Origin of the sequence: Parasphingorhabdus sp. (assembly GCF_039982395.1) — a bacterium.
GTDB lineage: Bacteria > Pseudomonadota > Alphaproteobacteria > Sphingomonadales > Sphingomonadaceae > Parasphingorhabdus.
In genome coordinates this window covers 517,931-533,229 of record NZ_JBDWYO010000001.1, presented here as the reverse complement: position 1 = coordinate 533,229, position 15,299 = coordinate 517,931, and the positions used below count along the sequence as shown (strand labels likewise).

The 15,299-nt window shown below is 55.2% G+C and carries 14 protein-coding genes; 9 read left to right on the top strand and 5 right to left on the bottom strand.

Annotated elements, in window-relative coordinates:
* The 7 genes from ABJV08_RS02635 to ABJV08_RS02605 all read left to right on the top strand — a co-directional run bounded on the left by ABJV08_RS02635 (position 1) and on the right by ABJV08_RS02605 (position 6,945).
* Positions 1-1,008 (top strand): stage II sporulation protein M, encoded by a 1,008-nt coding sequence (locus tag ABJV08_RS02635; protein ID WP_348039304.1) that lies wholly within the window; start codon positions 1-3, stop codon positions 1,006-1,008.
* A complete protein-coding gene (locus ABJV08_RS02630; protein WP_348038819.1) occupies positions 1,005-1,952 on the top strand; it encodes an RDD family protein in 948 nt (315 codons plus the stop codon). Before ABJV08_RS02635 ends, ABJV08_RS02630 begins: the two co-directional genes overlap by 4 nt.
* Positions 1,953-2,071: 119 nt before the next feature.
* Entirely contained in the window at positions 2,072-3,268 is a 1,197-nt protein-coding gene (locus tag ABJV08_RS02625) for an acyl-CoA dehydrogenase family protein (protein ID WP_348038821.1), read from the top strand.
* Positions 3,269-3,292: 24 nt separating this feature from the next.
* A complete protein-coding gene (locus tag ABJV08_RS02620) occupies positions 3,293-4,426 on the top strand; it encodes an acyl-CoA dehydrogenase family protein (RefSeq protein ID WP_348038823.1) in 1,134 nt (377 codons plus the stop codon).
* A gap of 98 nt (positions 4,427-4,524) precedes the next feature.
* The gene (locus ABJV08_RS02615; protein ID WP_348038825.1) at positions 4,525-5,835 is read left to right on the top strand and encodes an MFS transporter; all 1,311 of its coding nucleotides are present in this window, start codon (positions 4,525-4,527) and stop codon (positions 5,833-5,835) included.
* A 343-nt stretch (positions 5,836-6,178) separates the two neighbouring features.
* Positions 6,179-6,496, top strand: coding sequence for a hypothetical protein (locus ABJV08_RS02610; protein WP_348038827.1), 318 nt, complete (start codon positions 6,179-6,181; stop codon positions 6,494-6,496).
* A complete protein-coding gene (locus ABJV08_RS02605) occupies positions 6,493-6,945 on the top strand; it encodes a hypothetical protein (RefSeq protein ID WP_348038829.1) in 453 nt (150 codons plus the stop codon). Before ABJV08_RS02610 ends, ABJV08_RS02605 begins: the two co-directional genes overlap by 4 nt.
* A gap of 438 nt (positions 6,946-7,383) precedes the next feature.
* On the opposite strand, the gene ABJV08_RS02600 is transcribed toward ABJV08_RS02605, so the two are convergent.
* Together ABJV08_RS02600 and ABJV08_RS02595 are read right to left on the bottom strand one after the other, a co-directional pair.
* Positions 7,384-7,815 carry a DNA adenine methylase gene (locus tag ABJV08_RS02600; protein WP_348114773.1) on the bottom strand — a complete coding sequence of 144 codons (432 nt, stop codon included), beginning with the start codon at positions 7,813-7,815 and terminating at the stop codon, positions 7,384-7,386.
* 114 nt (positions 7,816-7,929) lie between these two features.
* Positions 7,930-8,667 (bottom strand): SDR family oxidoreductase, encoded by a 738-nt coding sequence (locus ABJV08_RS02595; RefSeq protein WP_348039306.1) that lies wholly within the window; start codon positions 8,665-8,667, stop codon positions 7,930-7,932.
* A gap of 91 nt (positions 8,668-8,758) precedes the next feature.
* Between ABJV08_RS02595 and ABJV08_RS02590 the strand changes: the two genes are divergently transcribed.
* Both ABJV08_RS02590 and ABJV08_RS02585 read left to right on the top strand, forming a co-directional pair.
* Positions 8,759-9,529, top strand: coding sequence for an SDR family NAD(P)-dependent oxidoreductase (locus ABJV08_RS02590; RefSeq protein WP_348038831.1), 771 nt, complete (start codon positions 8,759-8,761; stop codon positions 9,527-9,529).
* A gap of 68 nt (positions 9,530-9,597) precedes the next feature.
* Positions 9,598-10,914 (top strand): MFS transporter, encoded by a 1,317-nt coding sequence (locus ABJV08_RS02585; RefSeq protein ID WP_348038833.1) that lies wholly within the window; start codon positions 9,598-9,600, stop codon positions 10,912-10,914.
* Between the two features lie 4 nt (positions 10,915-10,918).
* Here the strand turns inward: ABJV08_RS02585 and ABJV08_RS02580 are convergent, their stop codons facing one another.
* The 3 genes from ABJV08_RS02580 to ABJV08_RS02570 all read right to left on the bottom strand — a co-directional run bounded on the left by ABJV08_RS02580 (position 10,919) and on the right by ABJV08_RS02570 (position 15,299).
* Positions 10,919-11,692: an SDR family oxidoreductase gene (locus ABJV08_RS02580; RefSeq protein WP_348038835.1), complete on the bottom strand. Its 774-nt coding sequence runs from the start codon at positions 11,690-11,692 to the stop codon at positions 10,919-10,921.
* A 25-nt stretch (positions 11,693-11,717) separates the two neighbouring features.
* Entirely contained in the window at positions 11,718-13,346 is a 1,629-nt protein-coding gene (locus ABJV08_RS02575) for an FAD-dependent oxidoreductase (protein ID WP_348038837.1), read from the bottom strand.
* 87 nt (positions 13,347-13,433) lie between these two features.
* Complete coding sequence (locus ABJV08_RS02570) at positions 13,434-15,299, bottom strand: hydantoinase B/oxoprolinase family protein (protein ID WP_348038839.1); 1,866 nt, start codon at positions 15,297-15,299, stop codon at positions 13,434-13,436.

Below are 15,299 nucleotides of genomic sequence, written 5' to 3'. Positions count from 1 at the left end.
ATGTTGAGCGCAGCGATGCTGCGCAGCGACCGTTTCCGGCTGGAACGGGAAGCCGACTGGGTCCGGCTGGAAGAGATTGTGACGAAAATGGAAAAGGGCAAGGCCCGCCGCCTTTCGGATGATGATGTGCTGGCTCTGCCGACGTTATACCGGACGCTCTTGTCGAGCCTCTCGATCGCGAGAGAAAATTCCCTTGATGCTGGCCTGATCGACTATCTTGAGGGGCTGGCGCTGCGATCCTATTTTTTGGTCTACGGCACCCAGACCAGTTTCGGCCGCTGGCTTTCCAGCTTCTTTGGCGGCGGTTGGAGTCGGGCGGTCCGCGCGATCCAGTTCGACATCTGGATTGCTTTATTCGTGATGATCGCTGGCGCGGCGGTTGGGTATATATTGGTCGCGGGAGACAGTGACTGGTTCTATGCTTTGGTGCCGGGAGACATGTCGGACGTTCGTGTGCCGGGGGCAACCGAGGAAGCCTTGCGCGGCACACTTTTTGGATCGCAAGACGAGGAAGGACTGGGTGTCTTTGCCGCATTTTTGTTCAGCAATAACGCGCAGGTCGCGATCCTCGCCTTTGCGCTTGGCTTTGCCTTCGCGATCCCGAGCATATTGCTGCTGGTTCACAATATGGCGCTGCTCGGCGCAATGATCTGGGTGTTTGCGCAACGGGGTCTGACGGTTGATTTCATTGGTTGGCTGTCCATTCACGGGACAACCGAGCTTTTCGCCATTCTTCTGGCTGGCGCTGCGGGCATTCATGTTGGCCGTTCAATCGCTTTTCCTGGAGGAAAGTCGCATCTCAAAGCCGCAAGCGATGCGGGTAAAAGGGCGGCGCTTGTCATGGTGGGCGTCATCGTCATGCTGATCTGCGCCGGGTTGCTCGAAGGCTTTGCCCGACAGTTGATTGACAATACGGCCGGTCGCTTCGCTGTAGGCGGCTCGATGCTGCTTCTGTGGCTCATCTATTTTGTCGGCTTTGGCCGTGAACGACGGAGACCAGGTGCATGAGCGATAGCAGCTCCGTTGAGCCATGGATCCGGCGATCGGCCAACCCGAAACTGGACCGGGTTATGGTCACACCTGAAGGTGTGTCGCTGAACGTTACGGTGGCTGCGGCGGGCGCAAGGGCAGCAGCGCTTGCGCTCGACATTGCTATCATATTGGGTCTGATTTTTCTGGTGACGGTGATCGGTTTATTGCTCTTATGGGCTCTAGGGGTGGCGGTTGAAGGCGATCTGGAAAATGCCAGCGGGCCATTTCAGTTTCTGATTGTCGTCTGGATCATTGCTATATTCCTGTTTCGCAATGCCTATTTTCTGTATTTTGAATTGGGCGATCGGGCTGCAACTTGGGGGAAACGGGCCGTAGGCATCAGAGTGGCGGCAAGAGATGGCGGCCGATTGACGGCGGAATCGGTAATTGCGCGGAATATTGTCCGCGATGTTGAACTTTTCCTGCCTCTGATGTTTATCAGTTCGGGCGAAGCCAGCGGAACCATGACCGATTTGACGGCCTGGTCCGGCTTTCTCTGGGTTTTGATGTTTCTGCTATTTCCGCTTTTCAACAAGGACCGGCTTCGGGGCGGCGACGTGATTGCCGGAACGTGGGTGATCCAGAATGTTAAAAAGAATCTGGGAGATATCGTAGCCCCGGCGGCAACATCGGCAGAACCCGGAAGCGCCGCGCCGGCATCGCGCTATCAATTTTCCGATGACGATCTGTCGGTCTATGGCGAATATGAATTGCAAACTTTGGAAAATGTCCTGCGCAGCGGTCAGGATGCAGCCCTGGAGAAAGTGGCAAACTCCATCTGTGCGAAAATTGGTTGGGAGCCGGGCAGCGGCGACGAGCGTGTTTTCCTTGAGGCATATTATACAGCGTTGCGCGCCCGACTGGAGCGCAGCATGAGGTTTGGCAAGCGCCGCAAGGACAAGTTTTCCCCACATGAATAGTGTACGGGACCGCGCTGATCCGGCGCTGCCGTAGCGTCAGCTTAATTGCTCGGTTAATTGCTTGTTTTGCGCGGTTTTCGTCCTATAGTCCGGCCAAATTCTGACCAAGGAGCTCTCCCATGAATCTGGAATTCACAGAAGAAGAAAAGGCGTTTCGCGCCGAAGTGCGTGATTTTATTGAAAATAATTACCCGGAGCATATCGGGACTCGCGGTGTGCAAGATGAAATGAGCCGCGAGGATATGCTCGCATGGCACAAGATTCTCGGCAAAAAGGGCTGGTCGACGCCGGCTTGGCCTGCGGAATATGGCGGAACCGACTGGACGCCGACACAACGCTATATCTGGTCAGAAGAAAATGCGCGGAAAAACACCGTGATGCCTTTGCCCTTCGGTGTCGCGATGGTTGCTCCAGTGATCTACACATTTGGCAATGAAGAGCAAAAAGCACAGCATCTTCCAGGCATCCAGTCCGGCGAAGTATGGTGGTGTCAGGGCTATTCGGAACCCGGTGCTGGCTCGGATCTGGCGTCGCTGAAAACCACTGCGGTTCGTGATGGTGATGACTATATCATCAATGGCCAGAAGACTTGGACCACATTGGCGCAGCACGCCGATTGGGGTTTCTTCCTTTGCCGCACCGACTCGGACGCACCGAAGCCACAAATGGGGATCAGCTTCATTCTGGTCGACATGAAGACTCCCGGCATTGAAGTCCGCCCGATCAAGCTCATCGACGGCGGTTATGAAGTCAACGAAGTGTGGCTCACCGATGTCCGCGTGCCAGCGACCAACTTGATTGGTGAAGAGAATAAGGGCTGGACCTATGCCAAGTTCCTGCTCGCGCACGAGCGCTCTGGCATTGCCGGTGTGGCCCGTTCCAAGCGCGGCGTCGAACAGCTCAAGGAAATTGCTGAAGCCGAAATGCTGGATGGCAAGCCATTGATTGAAGACATGGGTTTCGCCACAAAGATCAGCCAGTTGGAGATTGATCTATCGGCTCTCGAAATCACCGAGTTGCGGACATTGGCCGGTGAGCAGGCTGGCAAGGGCCCGGGACCGGAAAGCTCTTTGCTCAAGGTCAAGGGGACGGAAATTCAGCAGCGTCTGACGGAACTGACTCTGGAAGCGGTTGGCCATTATGGTACGCCCGACTTCCGCAGCTTCCCGGATGATGGTTCGAATGACTTCCCGATTGGTCCGGATTACGCCCATCATGCGGCGCCGACCTATTTCAATATGCGCAAGACTTCGATCTACGGCGGATCCAACGAGATCCAGCGCAACATCATCACGAAAATGATCCTCGGCCTTTAACCGGGACGATATAGGGGAACCAAAATGGATTTCGATTTTACCGACGAACAAAATATGGTGCGTGACGGCATTTCACGCTTGATCCGCGAACAATATGACTGGGATACGCGCTGTGGCGTGATCGCAAGCGAAGCGGGCTGGCGACCAGAGCTTTGGGCGCAATTGGCCGAACTCGGCATGTTGGCTGCGCCGTTTTCAGAAGAAGATGGTGGATTTGGCGGCGCGACCGAAGCCATGATCATCATGGAAGAATTTGGCAAAGGCCTCGCGGTCGAGCCTTTCATTCCGACCGTGGTCTGTGCTGGTGGCGCTCTGAAACATGGCGGCAATGCCGCGCAGCGTGAAGAATATATCGGCGGCATTATTTCCGGCGAGATGGTTTTTGCATTTGCTTATGCAGAACCGCGTGGTCGCTATGATCTGGCCAACCTCGAAACAACCGCAAAGGCCGATGGCGGGGACTATGTTCTCAACGGTCATAAAGCGGTTGTCATCGGCGCGCCTTGGGCCACGCATCTGGTGGTTACGGCTCGCACATCAGGCGGGCAGACGGACAAGAACGGCGTGTCCGTATTTGTTGTCGATAAAGCCGCACAAGGCGTGAGCACGCGCGATTATGCAACAGTCGATGGCCGCCGGGCTTCGGAAGTCTATTTCGAAAATGTGAAAGTCTCCGGCGATGCTTTGATTGGCGATGCCGACAATGGCCTGCCGCTGATCGAGAAAGTCATGGATGAGGCGACCGCCGCGCTTTGCGCCGAAGCGGTTGGCGCGATGAAAGTGACCAACGAAACCACGGTTGAATATTCCCGTCAGCGCAAACAATTTGGTGCGCCGATCGGCTCCTTCCAGGTACTTCAGCACCGCATGGCGGACATGTTGATGGAATATGAGCAGTCGATGTCAATGTGCTATCTTGCGACGATCAAGCTTGACGAAGATGATGCGACCCGCATGAAAAACGTGTCAGCAGCCAAGGTTCGCATCGGCCAGGCCGCGCGTTTTGTCGGTCAGTCCGCGATTCAGACCCATGGTGGCATGGGCATGACCGACGAGCTTGCTGTGGGCAGTTATTTCAAACGCCTGTCGATCTTTGAGGGAGAGTTTGGCAGTGTTGATCATCACATGCGGCGGCACGTTGCACTGACCGCAGCTTAACTGATCCGAAATAGTCCTATCAATTAAGGGGATAGAGCCATGCTGGTTCTGTCCCCTTTTTCACGCTAGGCCGTTGTCATCCTTTGGAGAGGATGCAAATGAACAAAAGTTCCGTTTCGACCGGCGGCGGTGTCTATCGCTATTATGTCCTGACCATGCTGATGTTGACCTTCATGTTCAACATCGCCGATCGTTTAGTGATGTCGGTTCTGATCGAAGACATCAAAGCCGAATTTGCGCTGAGCGACACGCAAATCGGTTTGCTGGCGGGCACCGCGTTTACGGTTTTCTATCTGCTTCTCGGCGTTCCGGCCGGACGTTTGGCTGACCGCACCAATCGCAAGACGATGGTGGCCATTTCTTTGTCCTTGTGGAGTCTGATGTCGGCGCTATGTGGCGCTGCCGTTGGTTTCTGGACCTTGCTTTTGGCCCGATTGGGCGTCGGGGTCGGCGAAGCCGGCGGTGGCCCGCCTTCTGCGTCCATCATAACAGACTATTTTGAACCGCATGAATTGTCCCGGGCAATGGGGATATTCGCAGTCGGAGCAGTGCTCGGCCCGGCGCTCGGCTATGCGGCGGGTGGTTTGATCGCAGAAGTATATGGCTGGCGATGGACTTTTGTGATTTTGGGCGTGCCAGGCATTTTATTGGGTGTGGTGATTTATTTGACCATCCGTGAACCCAGGCGTGGTCGTTTCTACCAACAAGCGGCTGAGCTGTCCGGTCCAAGCAAAGGTGTCGACACGCAAGAACCGTTCATGACCACTATGCGGTCGCTGTGGGCGAACAATATATTCTTCCGGGTCGTTCTGGCCAATGCCTTCACCAATATTCCCTCCTTTGCATTTGCCATATGGCTTGCCCCGACTTTGATGCGTAATTTTGGAGTCACATCCGGAGAGGTAGGTGTGTATCTGGGAGGGGCCCTGCTTGTTGGCGGCGTGCCTGCGATGATTCTGGGCGGATTTCTTGCCGATTTTCTAGCGAAGAAAAATCCGAAATGGCGGCCATGGTATTGTGCTTTTGCCGTGTTGCTGACGATACCCTTTTGGACGTTCTGCCTGTTGTCAAACAGCCTGGAAATGACGCTCGCCCTTTATATCTGCGGCTATATACTGCTGGTATCGACGCAAGGCGCAGCGATTTCGTTGGTCCAGTCGTCGGTCTTGCCAACGGAACGCGGCACGGCTGGAGCGATCAGCAGCCTGTTGACCAATTTACTCGGTTACGGCATCGGGCCTGCGCTCATCGGAGTGATGAGCGACAATTGGGCTAACTCTTACGGCACCATGTCGCTTAACTATTCTGTCATTTCGGTGGCGGTCGTGAGCTTGAACATGGCTGCGCTGTTCTTTTGGTGGGTCGGCAAGGCTGTGCGCATCGATTCGGGGCACCCAGCTTCACCTTAAGCTAAAGCAGCAATCCACCATCCGCGATGATGGTTTGTCCTGCGAGATAGCCCGCTTGTATCGAGACAAGAGGTTTTAGAGCACTGGAAATCATCATGTCTATCCTAGTTAGCAAAAATTGGCGCAGTATTAGTGGTAAAATCTGACACCTGTCATCCAGATAGCATACGACCGCTTCCGCCTCAATCGCCGACGTTTCTTCAAGCTTGCGCTAGTGTCCGCTTTGGGCGCAAAAGCGGACATTAGAAAACCACGGTCGTCACTTTCGTTGACGAGTCAGTTGCAGACATTCACCCGCTAATGCATAATATGAGGATGAAACGTCTTAGAGTCGTTTGCTAACATGGCAGCCCAACAAATTGGAACTGCCATTGCAGACGCGGTATTTGGTGGAACATCAAATGATGATCTATACGAATACCAAGAATCCCTTGGATTTCTACAAAACGGTTTTGAAGCGCGGGCGAACTATTTCGCAAAATGCATGTCGGGCGACGGCTCGTGCGCCGCTTTGAAAAGTGAATTCTCTCCAACCGGCAGAGCCAACGAGCGAGTGATATTTCGCGACAAACAATTTATTAGAGAGTACACTGTCACGGGCTCTCTAATTCCAAAAAGAGAAAAAATAGAGCAAACAAAAAGTGAAAAAATGACTCCATGAGAAAAGTTTTTAAAGTTGGCGAGAAAATTAAGTTCGCATCTGCAATTTTGGTTGGAAATTTGGCGTTGTCAGCCTGTTCAAACGATATGATCATGGAAGTCGAGTATAATGAGGAGCAAGATATACTCAGAGCCACGCCGTATCGCCCAGGATTGTTTACTTCTCAGAGGCTAGACGAAGTCTGCGTCACTAGATTAAGTGTAATAGATCGGACGAATGCTGCACCAATTCGTCAAGATATGGAATTCGAAGAGCCGTTCTGTTTTGAAAATATTGAGTTTAGGTATGTGGAAAACGATTTATACCGTTTTAAAGACCTTTCGATCGATTTTCGAGATACAAAGTCTTTCAGACTTGCTTTTAGAACCCAACCCGGAGTTAACGGGGTTGACGGTCTATCGGCCGTCTATCAATTTGATAGAACAGAAAATTTGTTAGAATTAAAGTAAGATTATGCGCTTTGATTGCAAGGTTCAATGATTGCCAAAAATTTTCTTACTCCATCTGTTTGACTATCAAGCTTGCGGCAATAGTTGGTCAAAACCTTTATATACTCCTTAACTGCCTTCCCGATTGGGCGCGGCTCCGGCATAGGGATCGTAGACATCTAGTTCTGGCGGCACATCGCTCTCGCACCGAATAGCAGGAAGCAGCCTAAGATTGCGGTCAATCCCTTGCGCCAGTTGATCCGTCCGCTGAGCTGGAGGAAGGCTGACAATTTGTCGCTGGAATAAAAATGGAAGGATCGCCGCCCCGGTTCATCAAGCTAGTGTCCGCTTTCGGGATATAGCGGACATGAGCTAACGTGAACCTCAATGGCATTTCCCTAAACAACTCCATAGATTTAACCGCCTTGGAATCAGTTACCAAATATCAGATTTTGACCACTAGTTTGATATGATCAGTTCCTTGGCTGGCGTCACCTTCCCACTGACCCGATAGTTCAATTCTACCTCCTCGATGTCAAAGTCGGCGAACAAGCCACGGATCTCCGGCACGGCATTTATCGACATAACAAACCGGCCCTGGATGGACGATAAGAGGTCTCTCAGAACCGTAAAATCGTCCTCTGAGAATAGGTTTTTACTATAGTCGTCGGTGCAGCCCCAATAGGGCGGATCGAGATAAAACAACGTGCCAGGACGGCTGTCATATTTGATGATCAGTTCAGCATAGTTCATGCACTCGATGATCACGGAAGCCAGGCGCTCATGGACATCTTGCAGCATCGGCTCGAGCTTGGTTAGATTGAAGCGCGCGCCGCCATTGAAGTCGATCCCCATATTCCGAGCCATGCCACCAAAGCCCATCCGCTGCAGATACAGGACCTGTCATTTCGGTGGCGGTGGTGAGCCTGAACATGGCTGCGCTATTCTTTTGGTGGGTCGGCAAGGCTGTGCGCATTGATCCGGGGCATCCAGCTTCACCTTAAGCTAAAGCAGCAATCCACCATCCGCGATGATGGTTTGTCCCACGACATAGCCTGCAAGAGGCGACGCTAGATAGAGCGACAGTCCGGCCATATCATCTGGATCGCCAATGCGGCCGAGTGGAATGGACTGTATTGTCGCGTCTCGTCGTTTCGGATTATCGGTTGTCACCTTGGTCATCTTGGTCGCAATCAAGCCCGGTGCAATGCCGTTCACTCTGATGCCATCGGGGGCCCACGCTTTGCCCAGCGTTCGGGTCAGTCCTGCTGCGCCAGCTTTTGATGCGTTATAACCCGGATTGCCAACAGTGGCATGAAAAGCGGCGGTCGAGCTGATAATGATGAGCGAACCCTGTGCTTCTTTCAGCAGATCGTGAAATTGCCCGGCGCAGGTCATCAGACTGTTGAGATTGACCTGAACGACCTTGGCAAAATTTTCCGGTTCAAATTCGGCACGTTTGTATAGCACCATGCCTTGAGAGCAGATCAGCACATCCATGCGTTCGAACTTTTGCCGCAATGCGATGATGGCTTTGTCGTCCGCTGCGTCCAATTGGTGATAGCTGAGGCCCGTCAGATCGGATCCGTCCGCGATGTCATAGTCATCGGTGCTGGCGCGGGTGCCCGTCACATGGACTTCGGCACCGCAAGTGCGAAAGGCCTGTGCCGTTGCATTGCCGATGCCGCTCGAGCCGCCAATGATGCAGACGGTTTTGCCGGTATAATCGAGGGACGTGTCTATCATGATCTTCTCCTATGCAATTGACTATTGGCCGAGCATTTGGGGATCGTCTAGACCCGCCATGATATTTGATCATCTACGGAGCAGAAAAATGGACATTCCCTTTTCCCTGGCAGGACGGACGGCGTTGATAGCAGGTGCGTCTTCCGGTTTCGGTGCCCGTTTTGCGGAGCTCTTTGCGGCGGCTGGCGCGCGGGTGGTTCTGGGCGCGCGGCGAACAGACCGCACGGCGGAACTGGCAGACAAGATCAATGGTTCGGGCGGGGAGGCCTTGGCGGTCCCGCTGGATGTGACCGACGAAGCCTCGATCGTCGCTTGCTATGATGCAGCGGAGGCAAGGTTCGGAACGGTCGACACGATTGTCGCCAATGCCGGCGTTGCCGCGACGGGCCGATCGACCGAGGTGCCGGCAGATCGACTGCAAATCCTTCTCGATACCAATTTCAAGGGCGTTTATCTGGTAACGCGTGAAGGCGCCAAACGATTGATCGCAAGCGGCAGCCGCGAAAAGGAAAACGGGCGTGTTGTGATCATTGGATCCATCACCTCGCGGCTAACCGGGGAAGGGGACAGCGCCTATGCCGCCAGCAAGGCCGGTGTGACCCATCTGGGCCGCAATCTGGCGCGCGAATGGGTGCGGATGGGCGTGAACGTGAACACCATCCACCCCGGCTATATTCCGACCGAGATTCAGGGCGACTGGTACCAGACCGCAGGTGGCGAGGCGCAAATCGCCGGTTTCCATCGCCGCCGCTTGCAGGATATCGAATCGCTCGATCCGATGATGCTCTATTTTTCTTCCGATGCGTCGCGGATGGTGACGGGGTCGGATATCATCATCGACGACGGCCAGTCGCTCTGACGGGTCGATAGCGCGCCCTAGCTAAACAAAGGGTGCCGGGAAGAAAATAATCCTGCCATACCCGCCGGATGGTAGAGGACATCCGCCCCAATGAGGGTATCGAGAATTCGGCAGATTCTGAATCTGCTTCGCGCCGACGCGCCAATTATGCGCTCGCCGTCCTGTTCATCGTGATGATGCTCAACTTCCTTGATCGGCAGGTGATCTCGATTGTTGCCGAACCGATCAAGCGCGATCTCGGGCTTTCCGATACACAGCTTGGCTTGATGACCGGCCTGTCCTTTGCGATTTTCTATACAACTTTAGCTATTCCTCTTGCCGCTCTGGCGGACCGCTGGAACCGCAGCCGGATTATCGCCATTTCTATTGCCATCTGGTCCCTGATGACGGTCTTATGTGGAATGGCGGGTAATTTCATGCAGCTGTTTCTGGCGCGTGTGGGTGTCGGCATTGGCGAGGCTGGATCAGGACCGGCGTCACATAGTTTGATCGCGGACCTGTTCCCGCCGGAACGTCGCGCGGGCGCGCTCGGGATCATGGGGGCAGCCGTGCCGGTTGGCGCGTTTCTGGCTTATGCCGGTGGCGGCTATATCACCGAAATGTTTAGCTGGCGGGCGGCGTTTCTGTTGGCGGGCTTACCGGGCCTGATCATCGCTGTGGTGATCTGGTTCACCGTGCGGGATCCGCGCGGTAAAGTCAGTCTAGCAAAAGCCTTCCAGCCGGTAGCCGGTGAGATGACCTTGCGGCAGGCTTTGCTCGAACTGTCTGGTAAACGGGCCTATTGGCATTTGGTCGCCGCTGGCGTGCTGGTGCAATTTGTCTCTTATGGCCTGGCGAGCTTCTACGGCGGCCTGTTTGTCCGGGTCCATGGTATGGACTATGGGGAACTGGGCTGGAAGCTTGGCGTGATGGTCGGTTTGACGGGCGGCTTCGGGGCGTGGTTTGGCGGCAAGGTCGGTGATATAATCGGGAAACGCGATCCGGTGCTGCCGTTGCTGGTTTCCGGAATGGTGCTGGTTATCGCCGCGCCGGGCATGATCGCCGCCGTCAATGCCGGGAATGCCAACCTAGCGATCATCCTGCTGGGCTTTCCAACTTTTGCCGCGACTTTCTATTTTGGCCCGAGCTTTGCCGCGGTCCAGCTATTGGCCACTGATAGGACACGGGCGATGGCCGTGGCCATCTATCTGATGGTGGCGGGCTTGATCGGATTGGGCATTGGTCCGGTTTTTGTGGGTGGTCTGTCGGACTATTTTGCGAACGGACATAGCGAATTGGAAGCCATTGCGCTCCAGGAGGCCCTCATGATTCTTGCCATGTTCAATCTATGGGCCGGTTTTCACTATTGGCGTGTCTGGGTCTGGATGAAGCGCCAGCGGACCTAGGCGATCATTTGCCGCCCGTGACATAAAGACACTGGCCGGTCACCCAGCTCGATGCGGGTGAGGCCATATAGACCACTGCAGCGGCAATATCCTCTTCCCGGCCAAAACGCGCGAGTGGTATCTGGAACTGTTTCAACAGCTGATCGCGTTTTTCATCGGAATCAATACCCATGGAATCATCGAAATTTTCGGTCGGAATCGGGCCGGGCGCCACCGCATTCACACGGATCGTCGGAGCCAGCTCCAGCGACAGGCTTGCGGTCAGACTGTTCACCGCTGCCTTGGACGCGCCATAAGGCGCATTTTTAATTTGCCCGCCCATGGCTGCGCGCGAAGAAATATTGATTATGGCGCCGCCGTCAGCATCCATATGCTTGGCTGCGGCAACGGCCCCCATCCAAACGCTTTTCAGATTTAGCTCGATCTGGGCATCCCAGCTTGCTTCAGGCGTGCGGGTTAAATAGCGGGGCGTGCCATCGGGCAGACCGCCTGCATTGCTGACCCAGATGTTGAGGCGACCCAGTTTTTCGACGGTTTGTGTCGCAAGATTCTCCAGCGCATCCTTGCTGGTAACATCGGTCGGCACAGCAATCGCGCGGCGGCCTAATGCTTGAATTTCCTGGACAACTTTCTCCAGGTCGTCGGCGGAGCGCGCCGCCACGGCGACATCGGCTCCGGCTTCGGCGAGACCGATTGCAATGGCCCGACCGATCCCCTTGCCCGCACCGGTGACGACTGCGACTTGGCCTTCAAGTTTGAACTGCTCCAAAATAGTCATATTTTCATTCCCTTGGTAGGTTTGTTCACTGATTGGTGCGTTTGGCTGCCGCACGTCCGGCGATATAGCCAAATGTCAGGGCAGGCCCCAATGTGCCCCCAGCACCGGCATAAACGCTGCCAGTGGGCGCGCTGATGACATTGCCAGCGCCAAAAAGACCGGCAATCGGTTCGCCATCAACATCCAGAATCTGGGCCGAGGCGTTGGTTTTCGGTCCACCGTTGGTGCCAAGGGCTCCCATCTTAATCTCGACCGCGTAAAACGGCCCTTTGGTCAAAGCGCCAAGCGTTGCGGCCGCGCCATTGCGGGATCGGTCGCCATAGAAATGATCATAATTGGCTTTGCCGCGACCAAAATCACTGTCGTCCAGTTTCTCGGCAAGGCCATTGAAGCGGGCGATTGAGATTGCAAGACTGTTCGTATCAAGGCCAATTTTTTCGGCAAGGCTTTCCAGGCTGTCAGCCTCAGCGACCCATGATGGTAGCGGATCACCGGGCATGAAGGACGCCAACGGATAGCGCTCCCGATATTGGGAATCGAATATGAGATAGGCGGGTAGATTGGGATAATCATAAGTCGCCGGATCGAAACTATGAAAGGCCCCGGCGAGTGCGGAGTAATTGGCTGCTTCGTTGCAAAAACGCTGCCCCTGGCCGTTGACCAAAATGCTGTGCGGCAAAGTCCGTTCAATCAGCACCGGCATCGAACGGGTTTCGCCGCTCTCCCACTGGGCTTCTGGTATGGCGAGTGTCGGCACCCACCAGGCGCTGGTCATATTGCCGAGACTTGCGCCTGCTGCCATTGCCATTTTCAACCCATCGCCGCGATTGGTTGGCGGGGAGGCAGGGGACTCCAGCGGGCCGCGCAAAAAAGCGCTTTTTAGATCTTCATTCCACTCGAAGCCGCCAGTGGCCAGGACGACGCCTTGTCGAGCAAGGATCGTTTCCTGTTCGCCATCCCGTTCGACAATGGCGCCGGTTACGCGGCCATTTTCCACGCTGAGCCGATAGCCACCACAGCCGAGAGCCGGTTCGATGCCGCGGTCCAAGCAGGCTTTCAGCAGCCTGCCGATTAGCGCCTGTCCCCAGCCGCGCAAATCTTGGGTTGCACGTTGTTCCAATGTTGCCGGTTCCACCATGCCGTTGCTGCCACCAAGCGGTGTCTCGCGCAGCATCATGCGCGGCAAGGGCCCGTGCTGGAACACCCGGTCTTTCCAGTCTCCAAGCGAAGTGAAGTTGAACAGTTCATTGTCGAGCGAGCGGCCACCTTCGGCTTTCGCGCCAGGCCTATCTTCATAATAGTCGGGATAATCCGGCATCATGGTAAGCTTGATGGCATCCAGATCGGTCAGGAACGACAGCATCTGCTTTGCCTCGGTGACAAAGGCCGTGAGCACCGCTGTATCCATTTCGCCATGATCGAGAGACTGGAAGTAAGCCAGCGCATCGGCAGGGCTGTCGTCCTTGCCTTGCGCCGCCATTTGGTCATGATCGGGCAACCAGACGACGCCGCCGGATATGGCCGCGGTCCCGCCAAGCCGGTCTTGCTTTTCGATCAGCCTGACCGATGCGCCCGATTGCCGAGCCGCCAAAGCCGCAGTCAGACCTGCAGCACCGCCGCCGATTACAAGAACGTCTGTTTCGCTATCAACCATTGGACCTGCTCCCCGTCATCGGACCTGGAGAAGGTCTAAGGCTTTGCGTAGCCAGTCACAAACCGCACTTTGAATAGCCGCGTGATTTTAGGCGGCAACGGTCCCGGGTTGGATCGGCGCAGGCAATCCGGTTTCTTCCAGGCAATTGGCTCGCAAAGTTTCAATATCGGGGCCAAAGTTGAACGGCCCGTCAGTTTCGACGACATTTTGCGCCATTTCCGTACGCAGGCTTTCTGTTGCGGAAGCGTCGACGGTGCCATCATCGGCAATGACCACGCCATAGTCGCGGGCGCCTTGTACGGTGACCAGTCCTTGGCGGATTTCTAAAGCAACCAGCTCGGGATCGCGTTCCAACGGATTGCCCCATCCGCCGCCGCCCCAGGTGATGAAATGTAGCAGATCCCCGTCGCGCACTTCGACACCATCCTGTTTGTTGCCGACCACCTCTTTCGATCCGTCAGCACGTTCCAGGATTTTGGTTGCCCGGTCACCGGGCTGTCCGCCGTTGACGCCCCAGGGATAAGTAAACCAGCGGTCGTCATGAATTGCTACAGTTCCCGTTTCAAGGAACCGGTAGGTCATATGGATACCGTTGCCACCGCGGAAACTGCCTGCACCGCCGCTGTCGGGCTTGGCCTCATAGCGCTCGATCCGGAGCGGGAAATATTTTTCCAGAAACTCGTTCGGAACGTTGGTGAAGCCCGGCCAGAGGCTATGGCCATCGGGGCCATCTCCAAAGGGTCGACCAGGAATACCGCCAAAGCCGATCTGGAACAGCTGGAACCATTCGCCTCCTTTATCGAACCCGGAATACATCAGGTGCGGACTCGACGAAAATCCGGCACCGTTCAGGAATTCTGGCTGGCGCTGACCCAAAAGCCCGCCCAGGATATCGAAAATCCGGCCGAGTGCATGGGTCCGTCCTGCCAGTGCGGCTGGATATACCGGCTTGAGCAGAGATCCTTCCGGAATACGCACATCCACCAGATCATAGAAGCCGTCGTTGAACAGGATCTGCGGATCGAAGACCATGATCATATAGATCCCGAAGAACATCTTGAACATATTCTCGTTGAGGAAGAAGTTGATCGAACTGGGAGCCTGCGGATCGGTGCCGTCAAAGTCGAGAATGACCTTGTCGCCCTCTCGCCACATCTTGCAGCTGATTTTATAGGGGCCAAAGCCAACACCGTCGTCGCAAATGAAGTCGGTGAAGCTGACCGGCTCTTCGCCGATGCTGGTCTGTATGAGATGTTTCATCGCGCGATGGTTTCGCGCCAGAAGCAAATCGGTGGCGCTGGCAAATTCATCTTCACCAAAGCGGCCGCACATTTCCTCGACCCGGCGGGCGGCAACCCGGCAGGAGGCGATCAACGCATTAAGGTCGGCAGCACACCAGTCCGGTTTGCGACTCTGGTGCAGGACGACCTTCACCATCTCTTCGTTGTAAACACCCTTTTGATAGATTTTGACGGGTGGAATCCGGACACCTTCTTCGAACACGCTCTTGCTGTCGATCGGGATAGAGCCCGCGACTTTGCCGCCGATGTCCGATTGATGGCCGAACATGGCGGTCCAGGCCACAAGCCGCCCGCCGCGATAAACCGGCAACAATACCAGCCAGTCATTGTTATGGCTGACCGCGCCGTCGCAGCTATAGGGGTCGCTGAGGAAGATCATGTCTCCTTCTTCGATGGTTCCGGGATAAGAACGCAAGAAGCCGTCAATGAAGCTGCCAAACTGGCCAACGACCATTTTGCCGTCACGGTCGGCGATCAAGGGGAAGGCATCGCCTTGTTCGCGAATGCCTGGTGACATTGCGGTGCGAACAAGTGTTGCATCCATCTCGATACGTGCGTTGCGCAGGGCGTTTTCCATGATGTCCAGCGTGACCGGGTCGACGTCAGCCTTGTTGAACGGAGCGTTGTTGGTTTCAATAATCTGTGCGGGCAT

Bases quoted from the DNA above. Each gene is read 5' to 3' on its own strand.
- ABJV08_RS02615 (WP_348038825.1), top strand. From the start codon at position 4,525: ATGAACAAAAGTTCCGTTTCGACCGGCGGCGGTGTCTATCGCTATTAT.
- ABJV08_RS02635 (WP_348039304.1), top strand. From the start codon at position 1: ATGTTGAGCGCAGCGATGCTGCGCAGCGACCGTTTCCGGCTGGAACGG.
- ABJV08_RS02620 (WP_348038823.1), top strand. From the start codon at position 3,293: ATGGATTTCGATTTTACCGACGAACAAAATATGGTGCGTGACGGCATT.
- ABJV08_RS02605 (WP_348038829.1), top strand. From the start codon at position 6,493: ATGAGAAAAGTTTTTAAAGTTGGCGAGAAAATTAAGTTCGCATCTGCA.
- ABJV08_RS02580 (WP_348038835.1), bottom strand. From the start codon at position 11,692: ATGACTATTTTGGAGCAGTTCAAACTTGAAGGCCAAGTCGCAGTCGTC.
- ABJV08_RS02625 (WP_348038821.1), top strand. From the start codon at position 2,072: ATGAATCTGGAATTCACAGAAGAAGAAAAGGCGTTTCGCGCCGAAGTG.
- ABJV08_RS02570 (WP_348038839.1), bottom strand. From the start codon at position 15,299: ATGCCCGCACAGATTATTGAAACCAACAACGCTCCGTTCAACAAGGCT.
- ABJV08_RS02630 (WP_348038819.1), top strand. From the start codon at position 1,005: ATGAGCGATAGCAGCTCCGTTGAGCCATGGATCCGGCGATCGGCCAAC.
- ABJV08_RS02610 (WP_348038827.1), top strand. From the start codon at position 6,179: ATGGCAGCCCAACAAATTGGAACTGCCATTGCAGACGCGGTATTTGGT.
- ABJV08_RS02590 (WP_348038831.1), top strand. From the start codon at position 8,759: ATGGACATTCCCTTTTCCCTGGCAGGACGGACGGCGTTGATAGCAGGT.
- ABJV08_RS02575 (WP_348038837.1), bottom strand. From the start codon at position 13,346: ATGGTTGATAGCGAAACAGACGTTCTTGTAATCGGCGGCGGTGCTGCA.
- ABJV08_RS02585 (WP_348038833.1), top strand. From the start codon at position 9,598: ATGGTAGAGGACATCCGCCCCAATGAGGGTATCGAGAATTCGGCAGAT.